Annotated in this window: 19 protein-coding genes and 1 other RNA gene; 14 read left to right on the forward strand and 6 right to left on the reverse strand. The window is 67.1% G+C overall.

Translation table 11 applies throughout. The annotated features are described in order from the left end of the window. The 8 genes from infB to pnp all read left to right on the forward strand — a co-directional run. A partial coding sequence (infB, locus tag HB724_RS19005) for a translation initiation factor IF-2 (protein ID WP_213982523.1) occupies positions 1-2149 on the forward strand: 2149 nt, incomplete at its 5' end. Positions 2150-2199: 50 nt separating this feature from the next. Then, entirely contained in the window at positions 2200-2592 is a 393-nt protein-coding gene (rbfA, locus tag HB724_RS19010) for a 30S ribosome-binding factor RbfA (RefSeq protein WP_213982524.1), read from the forward strand. A 31-nt stretch (positions 2593-2623) separates the two neighbouring features. After that, a complete protein-coding gene (locus tag HB724_RS19015) occupies positions 2624-2905 on the forward strand; it encodes an AbrB/MazE/SpoVT family DNA-binding domain-containing protein (protein WP_213982525.1) in 282 nt (93 codons plus the stop codon). Then, positions 2902-3291, forward strand: a complete 390-nt coding sequence (locus tag HB724_RS19020; RefSeq protein ID WP_213982526.1) for a type II toxin-antitoxin system VapC family toxin — start codon at positions 2902-2904, stop codon at positions 3289-3291. The genes HB724_RS19015 and HB724_RS19020 overlap by 4 nt, the downstream gene beginning before the upstream one ends. Next, a complete protein-coding gene (locus tag HB724_RS19025; RefSeq protein WP_213982527.1) occupies positions 3291-3875 on the forward strand; it encodes a thymidine kinase in 585 nt (194 codons plus the stop codon). The genes HB724_RS19020 and HB724_RS19025 overlap by 1 nt, the downstream gene beginning before the upstream one ends. 50 nt (positions 3876-3925) lie before the next feature. Next, positions 3926-4924 (forward strand): tRNA pseudouridine(55) synthase TruB, encoded by a 999-nt coding sequence (gene truB, locus HB724_RS19030; RefSeq protein WP_213982528.1) that lies wholly within the window; start codon positions 3926-3928, stop codon positions 4922-4924. A 21-nt stretch (positions 4925-4945) separates the two neighbouring features. Next, positions 4946-5215, forward strand: coding sequence for a 30S ribosomal protein S15 (gene rpsO, locus HB724_RS19035; RefSeq protein WP_213982529.1), 270 nt, complete (start codon positions 4946-4948; stop codon positions 5213-5215). Positions 5216-5370: 155 nt separating this feature from the next. Continuing rightward, positions 5371-7710 (forward strand): polyribonucleotide nucleotidyltransferase, encoded by a 2340-nt coding sequence (gene pnp / locus HB724_RS19040; protein ID WP_213982530.1) that lies wholly within the window; start codon positions 5371-5373, stop codon positions 7708-7710. Positions 7711-7825: 115 nt separating this feature from the next. Here pnp and HB724_RS19045 read toward each other — a convergent pair whose 3' ends face one another. Further along, positions 7826-8746, reverse strand: coding sequence for a LysR family transcriptional regulator (locus tag HB724_RS19045; RefSeq protein WP_213982531.1), 921 nt, complete (start codon positions 8744-8746; stop codon positions 7826-7828). Positions 8747-8916: 170 nt separating this feature from the next. On the opposite strand from HB724_RS19045, the gene HB724_RS19050 reads away from it, so the two are divergent. Further along, positions 8917-9984, forward strand: a complete 1068-nt coding sequence (locus tag HB724_RS19050) for an NAD(P)-dependent alcohol dehydrogenase (RefSeq protein WP_213982532.1) — start codon at positions 8917-8919, stop codon at positions 9982-9984. A gap of 55 nt (positions 9985-10039) precedes the next feature. On the opposite strand, the gene ssrA is transcribed toward HB724_RS19050, so the two are convergent. Further along, positions 10040-10417: a transfer-messenger RNA gene (gene ssrA / locus HB724_RS19055) on the reverse strand. 95 nt (positions 10418-10512) lie between these two features. On the opposite strand from ssrA, the gene HB724_RS19060 reads away from it, so the two are divergent. Further along, on the forward strand, positions 10513-10944 hold the full coding sequence (locus tag HB724_RS19060) for an Rrf2 family transcriptional regulator (RefSeq protein ID WP_213982533.1): 432 nt from the start codon (positions 10513-10515) through the stop codon (positions 10942-10944). Positions 10945-10949: 5 nt separating this feature from the next. Here the strand turns inward: HB724_RS19060 and mscL are convergent, their stop codons facing one another. Next, entirely contained in the window at positions 10950-11372 is a 423-nt protein-coding gene (mscL, locus tag HB724_RS19065) for a large conductance mechanosensitive channel protein MscL (RefSeq protein WP_213982534.1), read from the reverse strand. 142 nt (positions 11373-11514) lie between these two features. On the opposite strand from mscL, the gene HB724_RS19070 reads away from it, so the two are divergent. From HB724_RS19070 to HB724_RS19085, 4 genes are read left to right on the forward strand one after another with little or no spacing between them, the layout of a single operon-like run. Continuing rightward, on the forward strand, positions 11515-12105 hold the full coding sequence (locus HB724_RS19070; protein WP_213982535.1) for a LemA family protein: 591 nt from the start codon (positions 11515-11517) through the stop codon (positions 12103-12105). 26 nt (positions 12106-12131) lie between these two features. Then, entirely contained in the window at positions 12132-13004 is an 873-nt protein-coding gene (locus tag HB724_RS19075) for a TPM domain-containing protein (protein ID WP_213982536.1), read from the forward strand. Beyond that, a complete protein-coding gene (locus tag HB724_RS19080; RefSeq protein ID WP_213982537.1) occupies positions 13004-13675 on the forward strand; it encodes a hypothetical protein in 672 nt (223 codons plus the stop codon). The genes HB724_RS19075 and HB724_RS19080 overlap by 1 nt, the downstream gene beginning before the upstream one ends. Before the next feature lie 10 nt (positions 13676-13685). Further along, positions 13686-14204, forward strand: coding sequence for an NUDIX hydrolase (locus HB724_RS19085; RefSeq protein WP_213982538.1), 519 nt, complete (start codon positions 13686-13688; stop codon positions 14202-14204). 3 nt (positions 14205-14207) lie between these two features. On the opposite strand, the gene HB724_RS19090 is transcribed toward HB724_RS19085, so the two are convergent. The 3 genes from HB724_RS19090 to HB724_RS19100 form a co-directional block, all read right to left on the reverse strand. Further along, a complete protein-coding gene (locus HB724_RS19090; RefSeq protein ID WP_213982539.1) occupies positions 14208-14462 on the reverse strand; it encodes an excalibur calcium-binding domain-containing protein in 255 nt (84 codons plus the stop codon). Positions 14463-14472: 10 nt separating this feature from the next. Beyond that, positions 14473-14754, reverse strand: a complete 282-nt coding sequence (locus HB724_RS19095) for an ETC complex I subunit (RefSeq protein ID WP_213982540.1) — start codon at positions 14752-14754, stop codon at positions 14473-14475. A gap of 11 nt (positions 14755-14765) precedes the next feature. After that, on the reverse strand, positions 14766-15779 hold a 1014-nt coding region (locus tag HB724_RS19100; protein ID WP_275956623.1), incomplete at its 5' end, for an ATP-dependent helicase C-terminal domain-containing protein.

Below are 15779 nucleotides of genomic sequence, written 5' to 3' on the forward strand. Positions count from 1 at the left end.
GGCGGTGGGTGGAGGCGGGGGGCGCGGGGGCGCGGCGGGCGGCGGGGTCCCGGCAGTCCCGCGGCCCGGAGTATCGGCACCGGGGGCCAGGCCGGAGCCGGAGGCGGGTGTGGGCCGGGGGAGTGGCGCCGAGGCGGGGCCGGCCGCTTACGGGCCGGCCGCGGAGGGGCGGGAGCCGGGCGGTGGTCTTCCGCCGCGCCGCGGCCCCGAGCCTGCGCGTCCGCAGCAGCGCGACCGCAAGGGCGACGACCGCCGCCAGGCAGGCAAGCTTACCGTCAATCGCGCGCTCGGCGACAATGACGGCGCGCGCGCACGCTCCCTCGCCGCGCTCAAGCGGGCACGCGAGAAGGAGCATCGCCGCATGGGCGGCCCGCGCGAGCCGCAGATCAAGCAGGTCCGCGACGTGGTGGTGCCGGAGGCGATCACCGTCCAGGAGCTCGCCAACCGCATGGCCGAGAAGGGCGCCGATCTGGTCAAGACGCTGTTCAAGATGGGCATGCCCGTCACGATGACGCAGACGATCGATCAGGACACCGCCGAGCTGCTCGTCACCGAATTCGGCCACAACATCGTCCGCGTCTCCGATGCCGACGTCGATCTGGCTACCGATACGGTCGAGGATGCCGAGGATGCGCTGAAGCCGCGTCCGCCGGTGGTCACGATCATGGGCCATGTCGATCACGGCAAGACGTCGCTGCTCGATGCCCTGCGCGGCACCGACGTGGTGAAGGGCGAGGCCGGCGGCATCACCCAGCATATCGGCGCCTATCAGGTCACGCTGAAGGACAAGTCGAAGATCACCTTCCTCGACACGCCGGGCCACGAGGCATTCACCGAGATGCGTGCCCGCGGCGCCAACGTCACCGATATCGTCATCCTGGTGGTGGCGGCGGACGACGGGCTGATGCCGCAGACGATCGAGGCGATCAACCACACCAAGGCGGCCGGCGTGCCGATGATCGTGGCGATCAACAAGATCGACCGCGAGAATGCCAATCCGCAGCGCGTGCGCGAGCGTCTGCTCGAGCATGAGGTGATGGTCGAGGAAATGGGCGGCGAGACCCAGGACGTCGAAGTCTCCGCGCTCAAGAAGATCGGCCTCGATTCGCTGGTCGAGAAGATCCAGCTCCAGGCCGAGCTGCTCGATCTCAAGGCGAACCCGGATCGCCCGGCCGAGGGCACCGTGATCGAGGCGAAGCTCGACAAGGGCCGCGGCCCGGTCGCGACGATCCTCGTCAGCCGCGGCACGCTCCGGGTCGGCGACGTGTTCGTCGTCGGCGCCGAGAGCGGCAAGGTCCGCGCGCTGATCGACGACAAGGGCCGCCAGATCAAGGAGGCCGGTCCGGCCTTCCCGGTCGAGGTGCTCGGCCTGTCGGGCGTGCCGATGTCGGGCGATCCGCTCCAGGTCGTCGAGAACGAGGCACGTGCCCGCGAAGTCGCCGAATATCGTTCGGGCGTCGCGCTCCAGAAGCGCACGACCAATGCCCCGGCCAGCCTCGAGAGCATGTTCTCGGCGCTCAAGGACAAGCAGGCGATCGAATATCCGCTGGTGGTCAAGGCCGACACGCAAGGTTCGGTCGAGGCGATCGTGGGCTCGCTCAACAAGATCTCGACCGACGACATCAAGGTGCGCATCCTGCACTCGGGCGTCGGCGGCATCACCGAGAGCGACGTGACGCTGGCGGGTGCCTCGGGCGCGCCGATCATCGGCTTCAACGTCCGTCCCAACTCCAAGGCGCGCGAGATCGCCGAGCGCAACAAGGTGGCGTTGAAATATTACGACGTCATCTATGACCTCACGGACGAGATCCGCGCGGGCATGGCCGGCACGCTCGGGCCCGAAGCGTTCGAAACGGTCGTCGGCCGCGCTGAAATCCGCGAGGTCTTCTCGGCGGGCAAGCACGGCAAGGCGGCGGGTCTGCTCGTCACCGACGGCGTCATCCGCAAGGCGCTCAAGGCACGCATCACGCGCGAGGACGTCATCATCTACCAGGGCGAGATCGCCTCGCTCCGGCGCTTCAAGGACGATGTCGCCGAAGTGCGCGCCGGCCTGGAATGCGGCGTGACGTTCACGCAGAACTTCGTGGACATCAAGGCGGGCGACTTCCTTGAGACCTTCGAAGTCGAGATGCGCGAACGGACGCTGTAATCTTCGAACAGCCCTCTCCCGCGTAAGCGGGGGAGGGCTGGAGAAAGCCCATGCGCAACAGTGAAACCCCCGAAACCCGCTCCGTCCGCCTCCTGAAGGTGGGCGAGCAGGTGCGCCATGTGCTGAGCGAGATCCTCCAGCGCGGCGACGTGCATGACGAGACGCTGGCCCGGCATCTGGTGTCGGTGACCGAAGTCCGCATGTCGCCCGATCTGCGCCACGCCACCGTCTTCGTGAAGCCATTGCTGGGCAAGGAGGAGGAAGCGGTGCTCAAGGCGCTGCGCACCAACACCGCCTATCTCCAGCGCGAGGTCGCGGCCAAGGTGAAGATGAAATACGCCGCCAGGCTCAAGTTCCTGGCGGACGAAAGCTTCGACGAGGGCACCCATATCGATCGGCTGCTGCGCGATCCCAAGGTGGCTCAGGATCTGGGCGGCGATTGACATCCCGTCCGGTAAGACGCATCTTACCTCTGTGAACGCCAAGACCACCATGTCGGCCAAGGGCCAGGTCGTGATCCCGAAGGATGTGCGGGAGCGCCTCCACTTCGGGCCGGGCGATAGGCTCGACGTTGTCGAACGGCCAGACGGCGTGCTGCTGCGAAAAGTCGGCGCCAAGTCCGGCGAGAGCTTCGAGAAGATCACGGCGCGCATCAGGGCGATCATCCGCTATGATGGGCCTCCGGTTTCCATCGAGGAGATGGACCGCGCGATCGCAGACATGTGGGCGGAGGGCGGTCCGGACTACGATCGATGAGAGCGATCGATACCAACATTCTGGTGCGCTATCTCGTTCGCGACGACGTTGTGCAGGCCGGTCAGGCGGAGGCGATCCTTTCGACGGCCTGCTTCCTGCCGCTGACCGTCCTGCTGGAGACTGTCTGGTTGCTTGCGTCTCGCTATTCCTTATCTCGCACGCAGATTGCGCAAGCGCTGCAGGAAGTGCTGAAACTGTCCTCGGTCGCGACGCAGGACGATGCGGTCGTCGCTTGGGCGATCGAGCGCTTCGGGGCGGGTGCCGACTTTGCCGACATGATCCATCTGCTCTCCGCGCATTCCGCGTCCAGCTTCGTCACCTTCGATCGAAAGCTGGCGCGTCTGGCGGGAGCCGGCGCCCCCCTCCCGATCGAGACGCTCGCCTGATGGCCAAGCTCTATTTCTACTACGCCTCGATGAACGCGGGCAAATCGACCACGCTGCTCCAGGCCGATTTCAACTATCGCGAGCGCGGCATGCGCACCTTGCTCTTCACCTCCGGCGCGCATGATCGCGGCGGCAGGGGCGTGATCGATTCGCGCCTCGGCATCCAGGCGAGCGCCGTGCCCTTCGAGGGCGACACCGATCTGCGTGTCATCACCGAGGAGGAGCATTTCCGCAGCCCGCTTGCCTGCGTGCTGGTCGATGAGGCGCAGTTCCTCTCCGCCGCGCAGGTGCGCCAGCTCGCGCATATCGCGGACGAGGTGGGCATCCCGGTGCTCTGCTACGGCCTGCGCACCGATTTCCAGGGCCGGCTCTTCCCCGGCTCGGCCGAACTGCTCGCGCTCGCGGATTCGCTCATCGAGATCAAATCGGTGTGCGAGTGCGGCCGCAAGGCGACGATGAACCTGCGCGTCGATGCCCAGGGCAATGCCGTCCGCCAGGGCGCGCAGAAGGAGATCGGCGGCAACGAACGCTATGTCGCGCTCTGCCGCCGCCACTTCATGCAGCGTACCGGCGCGATCGGCTAAGCCGGCCTGAGGCGCTGGCGGTATCCCGTCCCCTGGGCTAGGCGGCCGCGATGCATGGCTGGATCATACTCGACAAACCGCTGGGGCTCGGCTCCACCCAGGGCGTGAGCGCGGTGAAGCGCGCGCTGCGCGAAGGGGGATACGGCAAGTACAAGGTCGGCCATGGCGGCACGCTCGATCCGCTGGCGACCGGCGTGCTGCCGATCGCGCTGGGCGAGGCGACCAAGCTCGCTGGCCGGATGCTCGACAGCGATAAGCTTTATGATTTCACGCTGACCTTCGGCGTGCAGACCGACACGCTCGATGTCGAGGGCAGCGAGGTCGCGCGCTCCGACGTCCGCCCCACCCTTGCGCAGGTGGAGGCGATGCTGCCGCGCTTCACCGGCCCGATCGAGCAGGTTCCGCCCGCCTATTCCGCGCTCAAGGTCGACGGCGCGCGCGCCTATGACTTGGCCCGCGCGGGCGAGGACGTGGTGCTGGCGAGCCGCAGCGTGACGATTCACACTCTACAAATCCTCCCCGAGCTTGCTCGGGGAGGGGGACCATCGCGTAGCGATGGGGGAGGGGTGGCGGCGCAGCCGCCGTCTTCGACGGCGCCCCTCCACCAGCCTGCGGCTGGTCCCCCTCCCCATTCCGGGGAGGAACTGGAGGCGATCACCCTGCGCGCCCATGTCTCGAAGGGCACCTATATCCGCAGCCTGGCGCGCGACATCGCCCATGCGCTCGGTACCGTCGGCCATGTCACCATGCTCCGCCGTATCAAGGCCGGCCCGTTCACCCTCGATCAGGCGATTTCGCTGGACAAATTGAACGAAGCCGCTAAGGGCCGCACCCTTGAAGATTATATCCTGCCGCTGAGGGCGGGGCTGGACGACATCCCGGCTCTATCCCTCACCCCCGACCAGGCAGGGCTGCTCCGCAAGGGGCAGGTGCTGGCCGGGACCGCCGTTGACGATGGCCAATATTTCGCGCTGCTGGAGGAGACTCCCGTCGCGCTGGTGGAGGCTCAGGCCGGGCTTGTCCGGGTCGTCCGCGGGTTCAACCTTTGAAACGATGTCGAGGGAAATAGCATGACGATCTCGCAGGAGCGCAAGGACGCGCTCGTCAAGGAACATGGCCGCGTCAGCGGCGATACCGGCAGCCCCGAAGTCCAGGTCGCGATCCTCACCGAGCGCATCGTCAACCTGACCGAGCACTTCAAGACGCACGCCAAGGACAATCACTCGCGCCGCGGCCTGCTGATGCTGGTCAACAAGCGCCGTTCGCTTCTCGACTATCTGAAGAAGAAGGACGAGAGCCGCTACAGCGATCTCATCGCGAAGCTCGGTCTTCGCAAGTAAAACGGAAGGGCGCCCTCGGGCGCCCTTTTGCAATCGGGCCAGGGGCAATTCGGCCATTGGCCCTCGAAGGGGTGAAGAACACTCCGAACCGCACGGGCCGGCTAGCCCGCCCATAGGCCCCCCGCGCATAGGGCGCGGGGAGTGAAGGAAATAAAATGTTCGACAAGAAGACTGTATCGATCGAGTGGGGCGGCAAGACGCTGACTCTCGAAACGGGCAAGGTTGCCCGCCAGGCCGACGGCGCGGTGATCGCGACGCTCGGCGAGACCGTGGTGCTCTGCGCAGTGACCGCGGCCAAGAGCGTGAAGGAAGGCCAGGACTTCTTTCCGCTGACCGTCCATTATCAGGAGAAGTTCTCCGCCGCCGGCCGCATCCCGGGCGGCTTCTTCAAGCGCGAGCGCGGCGCCACCGAGAAGGAGACTCTGGTCTCCCGCCTCATCGACCGCCCGATCCGCCCGCTGTTCCCCGAGGGCTTCTACAACGAGATCAACGCGATCGCGCAGGTGCTCTCCTATGACGGCGAGAACGAGCCTGACATCCTCGCGATGGTCGCCGCTTCCGCCGCGCTCACCATCTCGGGCGTGCCCTTCATGGGCCCGATCGGCGCCGCGCGCGTCGGCTATCTGAACGGCGAGTACATCCTCAACCCGACCGACGAGCAGGTCGCCGAGGGCGAGCTCGATCTCGTCGTCGCCGCCACCTATGACGCGGTGATGATGGTCGAATCCGAGGCCAAGGAGCTTTCGGAAGAGGTCATGCTCGGCGCGGTGATGTTCGCGCACGATGCATGCCGCGATGTGGTCAAGGCGATCGTCAGGCTCGCCGAGCAGGCCGCCAAGGATCCGTGGGAAATGGCGTCGTCGGACGACAATGCCGGGATCAAGGAAAAGCTGAAGAAGCTGATCGGCAAGGACATCGCCGCCGCCTACAAGCTGACCGACAAGTCGGCCCGCTCGAACGCCCTCAACGAGGCGCGCGCCAAGGCGAAGGCGCAGTTCGTCGAAGACGGCCTCGCCCCGCAGGAAGTCATGGCCGGCATCAAGCTGACCAAGAAGCTCGAGGCCGAGATCGTCCGCACCGCCATCCTGAAGGAAGGCAAGCGCATCGACGGCCGCACCACCACCCAGATCCGTCCGATCGAGGCGGAGGCCCATTTCCTGCCGCGCGCGCACGGATCGGCGCTGTTCACCCGCGGCGAGACCCAGACGATCGCGACCTGCACGCTCGGCACCCGCGATGCCGAGCAGATGATCGACGGTCTCGGCGGCCTCAGCTACCAGAACTTCATGCTGCACTATAACTTCCCGCCCTATTCGGTCGGCGAAGTCGGCCGCTTCGGCGCGCCGGGCCGCCGCGAAGTCGGCCATGGCAAGCTGGCGTGGCGCGCGCTGCATCCGGTGCTGCCGTCGAAGGAGGAGTTCCCCTACACGATCCGCCTGACCAGCGACATCACCGAGTCCAACGGTTCGTCGTCGATGGCGTCGGTGTGCGGCGGCTCGCTGAGCCTGATGGACGCCGGCGTGCCGATCAAGCGCCCGGTCTCGGGTATCGCGATGGGCCTGATCCTCGAGGGCAAGGACTTCGCGATCCTCTCCGACATCCTGGGCGACGAGGATCACCTCGGCGACATGGACTTCAAGGTGGCGGGCACGTCCGAAGGCATCACCACGATGCAGATGGACATCAAGATCGCGGGCATCACGCGCGAGATCTTCGAGGCCGCGCTCAACCAGGCGAAGGAAGGCCGCGCGCACATCCTGGGCGAAATGGCCAAGGCGCTCGATCACACCCGTGAAGAGCTCTCGGCCCATGCCCCGCGGATCGAGACCTTCACGATCGACAAGTCGAAGATCCGTGAAGTGATCGGCACCGGCGGCAAGGTGATCCGCGAGATCGTCGCCACCACCGGCGCCAAGGTCGATATCGACGACGAAGGCGTCATCAAGGTCAGCTCGTCGGATCCGGCGCAGATCGAGGCGGCGATCGCCTGGATCAAGGGCCTGGTCGAGGAGCCCGAGGTCGGCAAGGTCTACAACGGCAAGGTCGTCAATCTGGTCGATTTCGGCGCGTTCGTGAACTTCATGGGCGGCAAGGACGGCCTGGTCCACGTCTCGGAGATCCGGAACGAGCGCGTCGAGAAGGTCTCTGACGTCCTGAGCGAAGGCCAGGAAGTCAAGGTCAAGGTTCTCGAGATCGATCCGCGCGGCAAGGTCCGCCTGTCGATGCGCGTCGTCGACCAGGAGACCGGCGCCGAGCTGGAGGACACCCGTCCCGCCCGTGAGCCCCGCGAACCGCGCGGCGATCGTGGCGACCGTCCGGCCCGCGACGGCGACCGCCGCCGCGAAGGCGGCCGTGGCGAGCGCGGTCCGCGTCGCGAAGGCGGCGACCGTGGTCCGCGCGGCGATCGCGGCCCGCGTCCCGAGCGTTCGGAGAGCAAGGACGAAGGCGGCGAGAATATCGGCCTGCCGGCCTTCCTGACCGGCAACGACGACTGATCGCCGGTTCGGCTCGAACCGCAAGAACAGGAAAGGGGTCCGGGAAACCGGGCCCCTTTTTTGTCACTCCTGGCCGGGGTGGCGGAGTGCTTGATGAGTCGCCGTCTTCCCTCCGTCAGCCCGTGGCTGACGCTTCCCCCAGTCCCGGCCGATAGCGCAGCGCCTCGACCAGCGTCGCGAAGGCCGGCGTCGGCTGGCGGCGGCTCGGATAATAGAGGTGATAGCCTGAAAAGGCCGGCGACCAGTCCTCCAGCACCGCCTCCAGCTCCCCGCTGTCGAGATGGTTGCGGATCTGGCTTTCCAGCAGATAGGCGATCCCGAACCCCGCCAGCGCGGCTTCCTGCACCTGGAAGATGCCGTTGAAGGTGAGCTGCCCGTCCACCCGCACCCGCTGCGCCCGCCCGTTGCGTTCGAACTCCCAGGCATAAAGGCCGCCATAGGTGGGCAGGCGGATGTTGATGCAGCGATGCTCGCCCAGCTCCTGCGGGGTTCGCGGCCGGCGGCGGCCCGCGAAATAGCCGGGCGTCGCCACCGCCAGCATCCGCATCTCGGGGCTGATCGGCACCGCGATCATGTCCTTGTCGATGCTGTCGCCGAACCGGACGCCGGCATCGAATTTTTCCGCGACGATATCGACCAGGCGATTGTCGGCCTCGATCTCGACCTTGATGTCGGGATGGTCGGCCAGCACCTTGCGCAGCCTCGGCCAGAGCACCGTGCGCAGCGAGAGTTCGTCGGCAGTGATCCGGACCGTGCCGGCGGGCCGATCGCGCAGGTCGTTCAGTGCGGCCACATGCGTCTCGATCTCGTCGAGATGGAAGCCCACCGATTGCAGCATGCGCTCGCCCGCCTCGGTGGGGGTGACGCTGCGGGTGGTGCGGTTGAGCAGCCGCACCCCCAGCCGCTCCTCCAGATTGCGCATGCTGTGGCTGAGCGCGGAAGGAGTGATGCCCAGTTGCGCGGCGGCGCGGGTGAAGCTGCGCTCGCGTGCCACCGTCACGAACGCGGACATATCCGCCAGGTCTTGCCTGCTCATTGCTGAATTATGCTCATAACTGCTTTCAGATTACACCCTCTAATGGTCGGGGCCGCGCTGCGCTATCTGCCGGACGCCCCGGAACCCGCATTGCAGGAGCAGCCGCACGCGCCAGCGCGCACGGAAGCGCGCCGATCCGGATCTCGTTTTCGCAACCCAAGAGGAACATCATGCCCAGCCAAGCAAAGGCCTATGCCGCCCAGTCTGCCACCACGCCGCTGGCACCCTTCAGCTTCGAGCGCCGCGATCTGCGCCCGGACGATGTCGCGATCGACATCCTGTTCTGCGGCGTCTGCCATTCGGACCTGCACACTGCCCGCAGCGAATGGGACGGCACGCTGTTTCCCTGCGTGCCCGGCCATGAGATCGTCGGCCGGGTGAGCGCGGTCGGCAGCGACGTCACCGGATTCCAGGCCGGCGATCTCGCCGGCGTCGGCTGCATGGTCGATAGCTGCGGCCATTGCCCGTCGTGCAGCGCGGGCGAGGAGCAATATTGCGAGACGACCGGCTTCGTCGGCACCTACAACGGCCCGGACACGGTGTTGGGCGGCCACACCTTCGGCGGCTATTCGGACAAGATCGTCGTCAAGGAGAGCTTCGTCCTCAAGGTGGGCCATGACGAGAAGGATCTCGCCGCCGTCGCGCCTTTGCTCTGCGCCGGCATCACCACCTATTCGCCGCTCCGGCACTGGAATGCCGGCCCCGGCAAGAAGGTCGGTATCGTCGGTATCGGCGGGCTGGGCCATATGGGCATCAAGATCGCCGCGGCGATGGGCGCGCATGTCGTGGCCTTCACCACCTCGCCGTCGAAGATCGAGGACGCGAAGAAGCTCGGCGCGCATGACGTGATCGTCTCGCGCGATGCGGACCAGATGGCCGCGCACGCGAACAGCTTCGACTTCATCCTCGATACGGTCGCGGCGAGCCACGATCTCGACGCGCTCACCGCGCTGCTGAAGCGCGACGGCACGCTCACCCTGGTTGGCGTGCCCGAGCATGCCCATCCCTCGCCTGCGGTGGGGAACCTGGTGTTCAAGCGCCGGGCGATCGCCGGCTCGCTGATCGGCGGCATCGCCGAGACGCAGGAGATGCTCGATTTCTGCAACGAGCATGGCCTCACCTCGGACATCGAGATGATAGCCATCCAGGACATCGACACGGCCTATGACCGGATGGTCAAGAGCGACGTGAAGTACCGCTTCGTCATCGACATGCAGTCGCTGAAGGACGCGGCGTAAGCCGATCGCGGGGGCGGCTTACGCCGCTCCCGCTTTCTTGCGCTTGAAATGGGAAAGTGGGGAGCTTCTGTTGCCCGGTGCTCCCCGTACCGCTGGAATCCGCTTCTGTTGCCCGGTGCGGTCCAACCGCGCATTTTAGAATAACCTTAGGCCGTTAAGCCTTGGGGTTACGCCGCAATAGCGAGTGCTTCGTTATCGTTGGCACTTGTGTAATGGACCGTCACAGTGGCCCACGCTGAGAGATAGATGGCGCTTTTCAACACACGTCGATCCTAGTTCGGCCCCGTCAGAAGCCCCGTTTCCGGGGTTTATGGTGGAGCCGCCGGGTACCGCCCCCGGGTCCGCTGCGCCTATTGCACGCCTTCGTTTATCCCCATAGCCGGGCGAACCCGGCACGGACTCATATAGTCGCTCCGCGCTTAATGAAAAGGTCAGGTTGCAAGGCGTAGCGCGAGTCGGCCGCAACAAAGCGGAAAAGTTCTCCCGGGCCTTCACACCGCCCCATTCGCTTGGCATGGAGAGTGCACCATGTTGACGCAGCGTTCCCGTTACGCGCTCCGCGCGATGCTCTTCCTCGCAGAACAGCCTGTCGGCGGTGCGCCCATCCCGATGAACCGCATCGCGGCCGAGGCCAATGTGCCCCGCAAATTCCTGGAGCTGATCCTGGCGGACCTGCGCGAGGCCGGCTTCCTCTTCTCGACGCGCGGCAAGATGGGCGGTTATCGCCTGGCGCGCACCGGGCACCTGATCTCGCTGGGCGAGATCATCCGCGTGATCGAAGGGCCGCTGGCGCTGGTCCCGTGCGTCAGCCGCACCGCCTATCGCCCCTGCAACGATTGCAAGGACGAGGCGGCTTGCGCGATCCGCCAGGCCATGGCCCGCGTGCGCGACGAGACCGCCCGCATCCTCGACGGCACCAGCCTGGCCGATGCCATCGCCGAGGATCTCGCCGCGGCCTGAGCGCGTCAGCGTTTCTTCAGTTCGTCGCGGATCTCGCGCAGCAGCGTCACGTCCGCCGGCTCGGCCGGCGCGGCTTCCTCGGCCTTCGGGATTGCGCGGTTCACGGCGCGCACGAGCAGGAAGATGATGAAGGCGACGATCAGGAAATTCACCGCCTGGGTGATGAACTGGCCATATCCGAACAGCGGCACGCCGGCCTTTTTCAGCGCGGCATAGTCGGTCGATCCGGCGAGCTGGGCGGGGATCGGCCCCAGCGCGACGAAATAGCTGGAGAAATCCAGCCCGCCGAAGATCTTGCCGATCAGCGGCATCAGGATGTCGTCGGTCAGCGAACTGATGATCTTGCCGAATGCCGCGCCGATGATGACCGCGACGGCAAGGTCGAGCACGTTGCCGCGGGCGATGAAGTCCCTGAATTCCTTGATCATGATACGCCTCCCAAAGACCTTTCCGCGTCTTCATGCACGACAAGCTGTGCGCCGGCCAAGTCCCCATGTCCGATTTCGCTTTCTGCCGGGGGTGTAAGCACCGTATAAGACACCCACTTATGGGTCTGGAGGATCATTCCCGATGAAGTTTCGTGTCGTCATTGCGCTCGCCGCCGCCGCCCTGCTCTCCGCCTGCGGCATCAACAGCGTCCCCACCGCCGAGGAAAATGCCAAGGCGCGCTGGGCCGATGTGCAGGCGAACTATCAGCGCCGCGCCGATCTGATTCCGAATCTCGTGAACACCGTGAAGGGTGCCGCGGGCTCGGAGGGCAAGATCCTAACCGACGTCATCAATGCCCGGTCCAAGGCGACGTCGATCCAGCTTTCGGGCGACGACCTGACCGATCCCGCCAAGGTCGAGCAGTTCCAGGCCGCGCAGCAGGAGCTGGGCGGTTCGCTCTCGCGCCTGATCGCCAGCGTCGAAGCCTATCCGCAGCTCCAGAGCCAGGTGGGCTTCCAGAAGCTCCAGGACCAGCTCGAAGGCACCGAGAACCGGATCACCATCTCGATCCGCGACTACAACACCGCGGTGCAGGCCTATAACACTCGCATCCGCACCTTCCCCGACGCGGTCGGCGCCAAGATCTTCTACGGCGCCAAGCCGATGACGCCGTTCCAGGCCAAGGCGGGCGCGGACGTGGCGCCCACGGTCGATTTCGGAAACAGCAACTGATCCAAATAGCCCCGCTGGATTTGGCCATGAAGTTTCTCCGGCACCTCGTTCTGGCTGTCGTCGCCTTGGCCTTTGCCGGGATGGCGACAGCCCAGGCGCAGCCGAGCTTCCCCAAGCTCACCGGCCGGGTGGTCGATGCGGCGCATCTGCTCAGCCCGGAGCAGGTCGCGCAGCTCAGCCAGTTGTCCGCCGATGTCGAGCAGGCGTCGTCGCGCCAACTCGTGGTGGCGACGATCCCCGATCTTCAGGGCTATCCGATCGAGGATTACGGCTATCAGCTCGGCCGCGCCTGGGGGATCGGGCAGAAACAGGCCAATAACGGCATCCTGCTGATCGTCGCGCCCAAGGAGCGCAAGGTCCGCATCGAGGTCGGCTATGGGCTCGAGCCGATCATGACCGACGGGCTTTCCAGCACGATCGTCAACGACACGATCCTGCCGAAATTCCGCGCGGGCGACATGCCCGGCGGCATCGTCGCCGGCGCCCAGGCGATCGGCGAGCAGATGAAGCTCCCCCTCGAAGCCGCCGAGCAGCGCGCCCAGCAGGCGACGCAGAAGACCAGCCAGACCCGCCAGCGCAGCCGGGGCGGCGGCGGCGGTTTCCCGATCGCGCTCGTTTTCTTCGGCATCATCTTCGTTTCCGTGGTTCTGCCGATGATTCTCGGATCCGGACGGCGCAGCCGCCGCGGACCCTGGGGCGCCCGAAGCTATCGCGGCGACGGCGGCAGCGCCCTGCCGATCATCCTGTGGACCATCGCCAACGAGATCGGCCGCGAATCGAGCCGCGGCGGCTGGGGCGGCGGCTCCGGCGGCGGAGGCTGGGGTGGAGGCGGTGGCGGCGGCGGCTTCTCGGGCGGCGGCGGATCCTTCGGAGGCGGTGGCGCCTCGGGGAGCTGGTGATGCACCTGACCGACGAGGACCGCGCGCGCGTCACTGCGGCCGTCACCCAGGCCGAGCTCTCGACCGACGGCGAGATCGTCACCGTCGTCGCGGGACGGTCGGACGCCTATCACGACGTCGCGCTGCACTGGACGGTGCTGGCGATGCTGCTGGTGCTGGCGCTGCTCGCCTGGCAGCCGGCGCCCGCCGAATGGCTGCACGCCCGCTTCGTCGACGGCTGGGCGCAGACGGTGCCGGCGACCTGGTATCTCACCGCCGCGCTGATCCTGATGGCGCTGACCTTCCTCATCGCCCGCGTCGTGCTGACCTGGGACGCGCTGCGTTTCGCGCTGACCCCCGGCGTCACCAAGTCGCGCCGCGTCAATCGCCGGGCGATGGCGCTGTTCCGCACCGCCGCCGAGAAGCGCACCAAGGCGTCGACCGGCGTGCTGATCTATCTTTCGATCGCCGAGCACCGTGCCGAGATCATCGCCGACGAGGCGATCCATTCGAAGGTGGCGCCCGAAGTCTGGGGTGCGGCGATGGCCGCGCTGCTGGGCGCGGTGCGCGAAGGGCGCCTGGGCGATGGGTTGGCCGATGCGGTGGGCCAGGTCGGCGTGGTGCTCGCCGGGCATTTCCCGCGCAGCGAGGGCGATACGAACGAGCTTCCCGATCGCGTCATCGAACTCTAAGGCTTCGGCCATGAGCGACGAACCGACCGAGATCGCCTGGCAGGGCAAGTGGATCACCGCCAAGCGCCAGGGGCGCTGGGAATTCGTCTCGCGCGCGCGGGGAATCCGGGCCGTGGCGATCGTCGCGATCGACGACGGCCATGTCCTGCTGGTCGATCAATATCGCGTGCCGCTGGGCCGGCGCTGCCTGGAGATCCCCGCCGGCCTGGTCGGCGACGAAGACGAAGGCGATACGGTGGAATCCGCCGCGCGGCGCGAGTTGGAGGAGGAGACCGGCTATCGCTGCGAGACCGTCCAGGATCTGGGCGAGTTCCACTCCTCCCCCGGCCTGGTCAGCGAAGGCTTCACCCTGGTCCGGGTCGGCGGCCTGACGCGGATCGGGGCGGGCGGCGGCACGGCCGAGGAGGATATCGTCGTCCACCGCGTGCCGCTGAGCGGACTTTCCGCCTTCGTTGCGGACAAGCGGGCCGAGGGTCTCGCGATCGACGTCAAGCTGCTCGTGCTGCTGAGCGCCGATCTGCTTGGCTGAGGCTCAGCGCTCGCAGGCAACGCCGTCGCCATCGCGATCGAGACGCCCGCTATAGCCCGGATCGCCCCGCCGGATCGGCGCGGCCCCGGCGGCGCGCGCGGCAGCGCAATTGGGATAATAGGCGCCGTCCGCGCTGCGCACCGGGCGCGAGACAGGCGCGCGGACACTCTTTGCCCGCCGCGATTTCTTGCCGCGCGGATCATCGGCTGCGGCGTCGGCGGTCCCGGCGGCCAGCAATCCCGCCGCCGCGAAAAACATCGTGACGCCCTTAGCGGAAATTATCCGCATAGGCCTGGAGCTTGAGCTTGCGCTCCGGCGCGGGCACGACGTGATAGGCATAGCCCTCGCGCTCGGCATGCGCCTTGGCGGCTTCCAGCGTCGGGAAGGCGATGCGGACCTGGTTGGTCGTGTCGCCGCCGCCCGCCCAGCCGGTGAGCGGATCGGGGCTCTGCGCCCGTTCGGCTTCGAATTCGAGGATCCAGGTGTCGGTCCGCGCGCGGCCGGACTGCATGGCGTTCTTGGGGCGCTGATAGATTCGGGCGGTCTTCATGGTTGCTCTCTCTAGCGCGGCCCGGCGGCCCTTGCATCCGCCTTTTTGGTGCGAAGCGTCGCGGATGCCGCGGCGGGATCGTCGGGCCAGGGATGCCGGGGATAGCGGCCGCGCATTTCCTTGGCGACGGCGGCCCAGCTTCCCTTCCAGAAGCCCGGCAGGTCGCGAGTCGTCTGGATCGGCCGGCCGGCGGGCGAGGTGAGGCTGAGGACCAGCGGGACGCCGCTCCCGATCGTCGGATGCTCGGAAAGCCCGAACAGCGCCTGCACGCGCATTTCCACCGTCGGCCCCGCTTCGGCGGCATAGTCGATCGCGTGGCTGGAGCCGGCCGGAGTCTCGAAGCGGGCAGGGGCGAGCCGGTCGAGCGTCTTCTGCCCGTCCCAGCCGAGCAGGTTCTGCAGCGCCTGAGTGAGCATTTCCGGCAGAACCGCTTCGAGCCGCCGTTTGCCCGTCAGCGCCTGTGGCAGCCATTCGTCCAGGCTCGCCAGCAGCGCCGCGTCGCCCAGCGCGTCGATCCCGGCATAGGCGGCGCGGGTCCGCAGTGCCCGGGCGGTGTCGGACCAGGGCAGCAGCGCCAGGCCGTGCTCGCGCACGCCCTCCAGCAGTGCCGTCTCGATCTCCTCGGTGCTTGCCGCCGAATCGCTCCCGCTCGAAAGTCGGATCGCGCCCAGCCGGCGCTCCCGCAGCGCCTCGATCCGCCCGGTCGCGGGATCGAAACGGATGCTGCGCCGCGTCTCGATATGGTCGCCGAACAGTGCCTCGACGGTCGCGGCATCGATCTGTGCGGCGGAGAGGATGCGCGCACCCGCCGCCATCCCCTGGGTCTCGGCCACCGCCAGCCATTCGGCGCGGGCGAGCGGCGAGGTGGGATCGAGCCGGAAGCCGCGTCCGCCCGCCGATGCCCAGTTCTCGCCCGATGCGTCGCGGCGTTTGGCGATCCGATCGGGAAAGGCGAGCGCGATGCAGGTGGCCACTTCAAAGCCTTCTCCCCTCTGGGGAGCATCGGGTCGGTCAGGCCCCCGGCC

It is taken from the genome of Sphingomonas sp. dw_22 (assembly GCF_018449795.1).
Taxonomy (GTDB): domain Bacteria; phylum Pseudomonadota; class Alphaproteobacteria; order Sphingomonadales; family Sphingomonadaceae; genus Sphingomonas.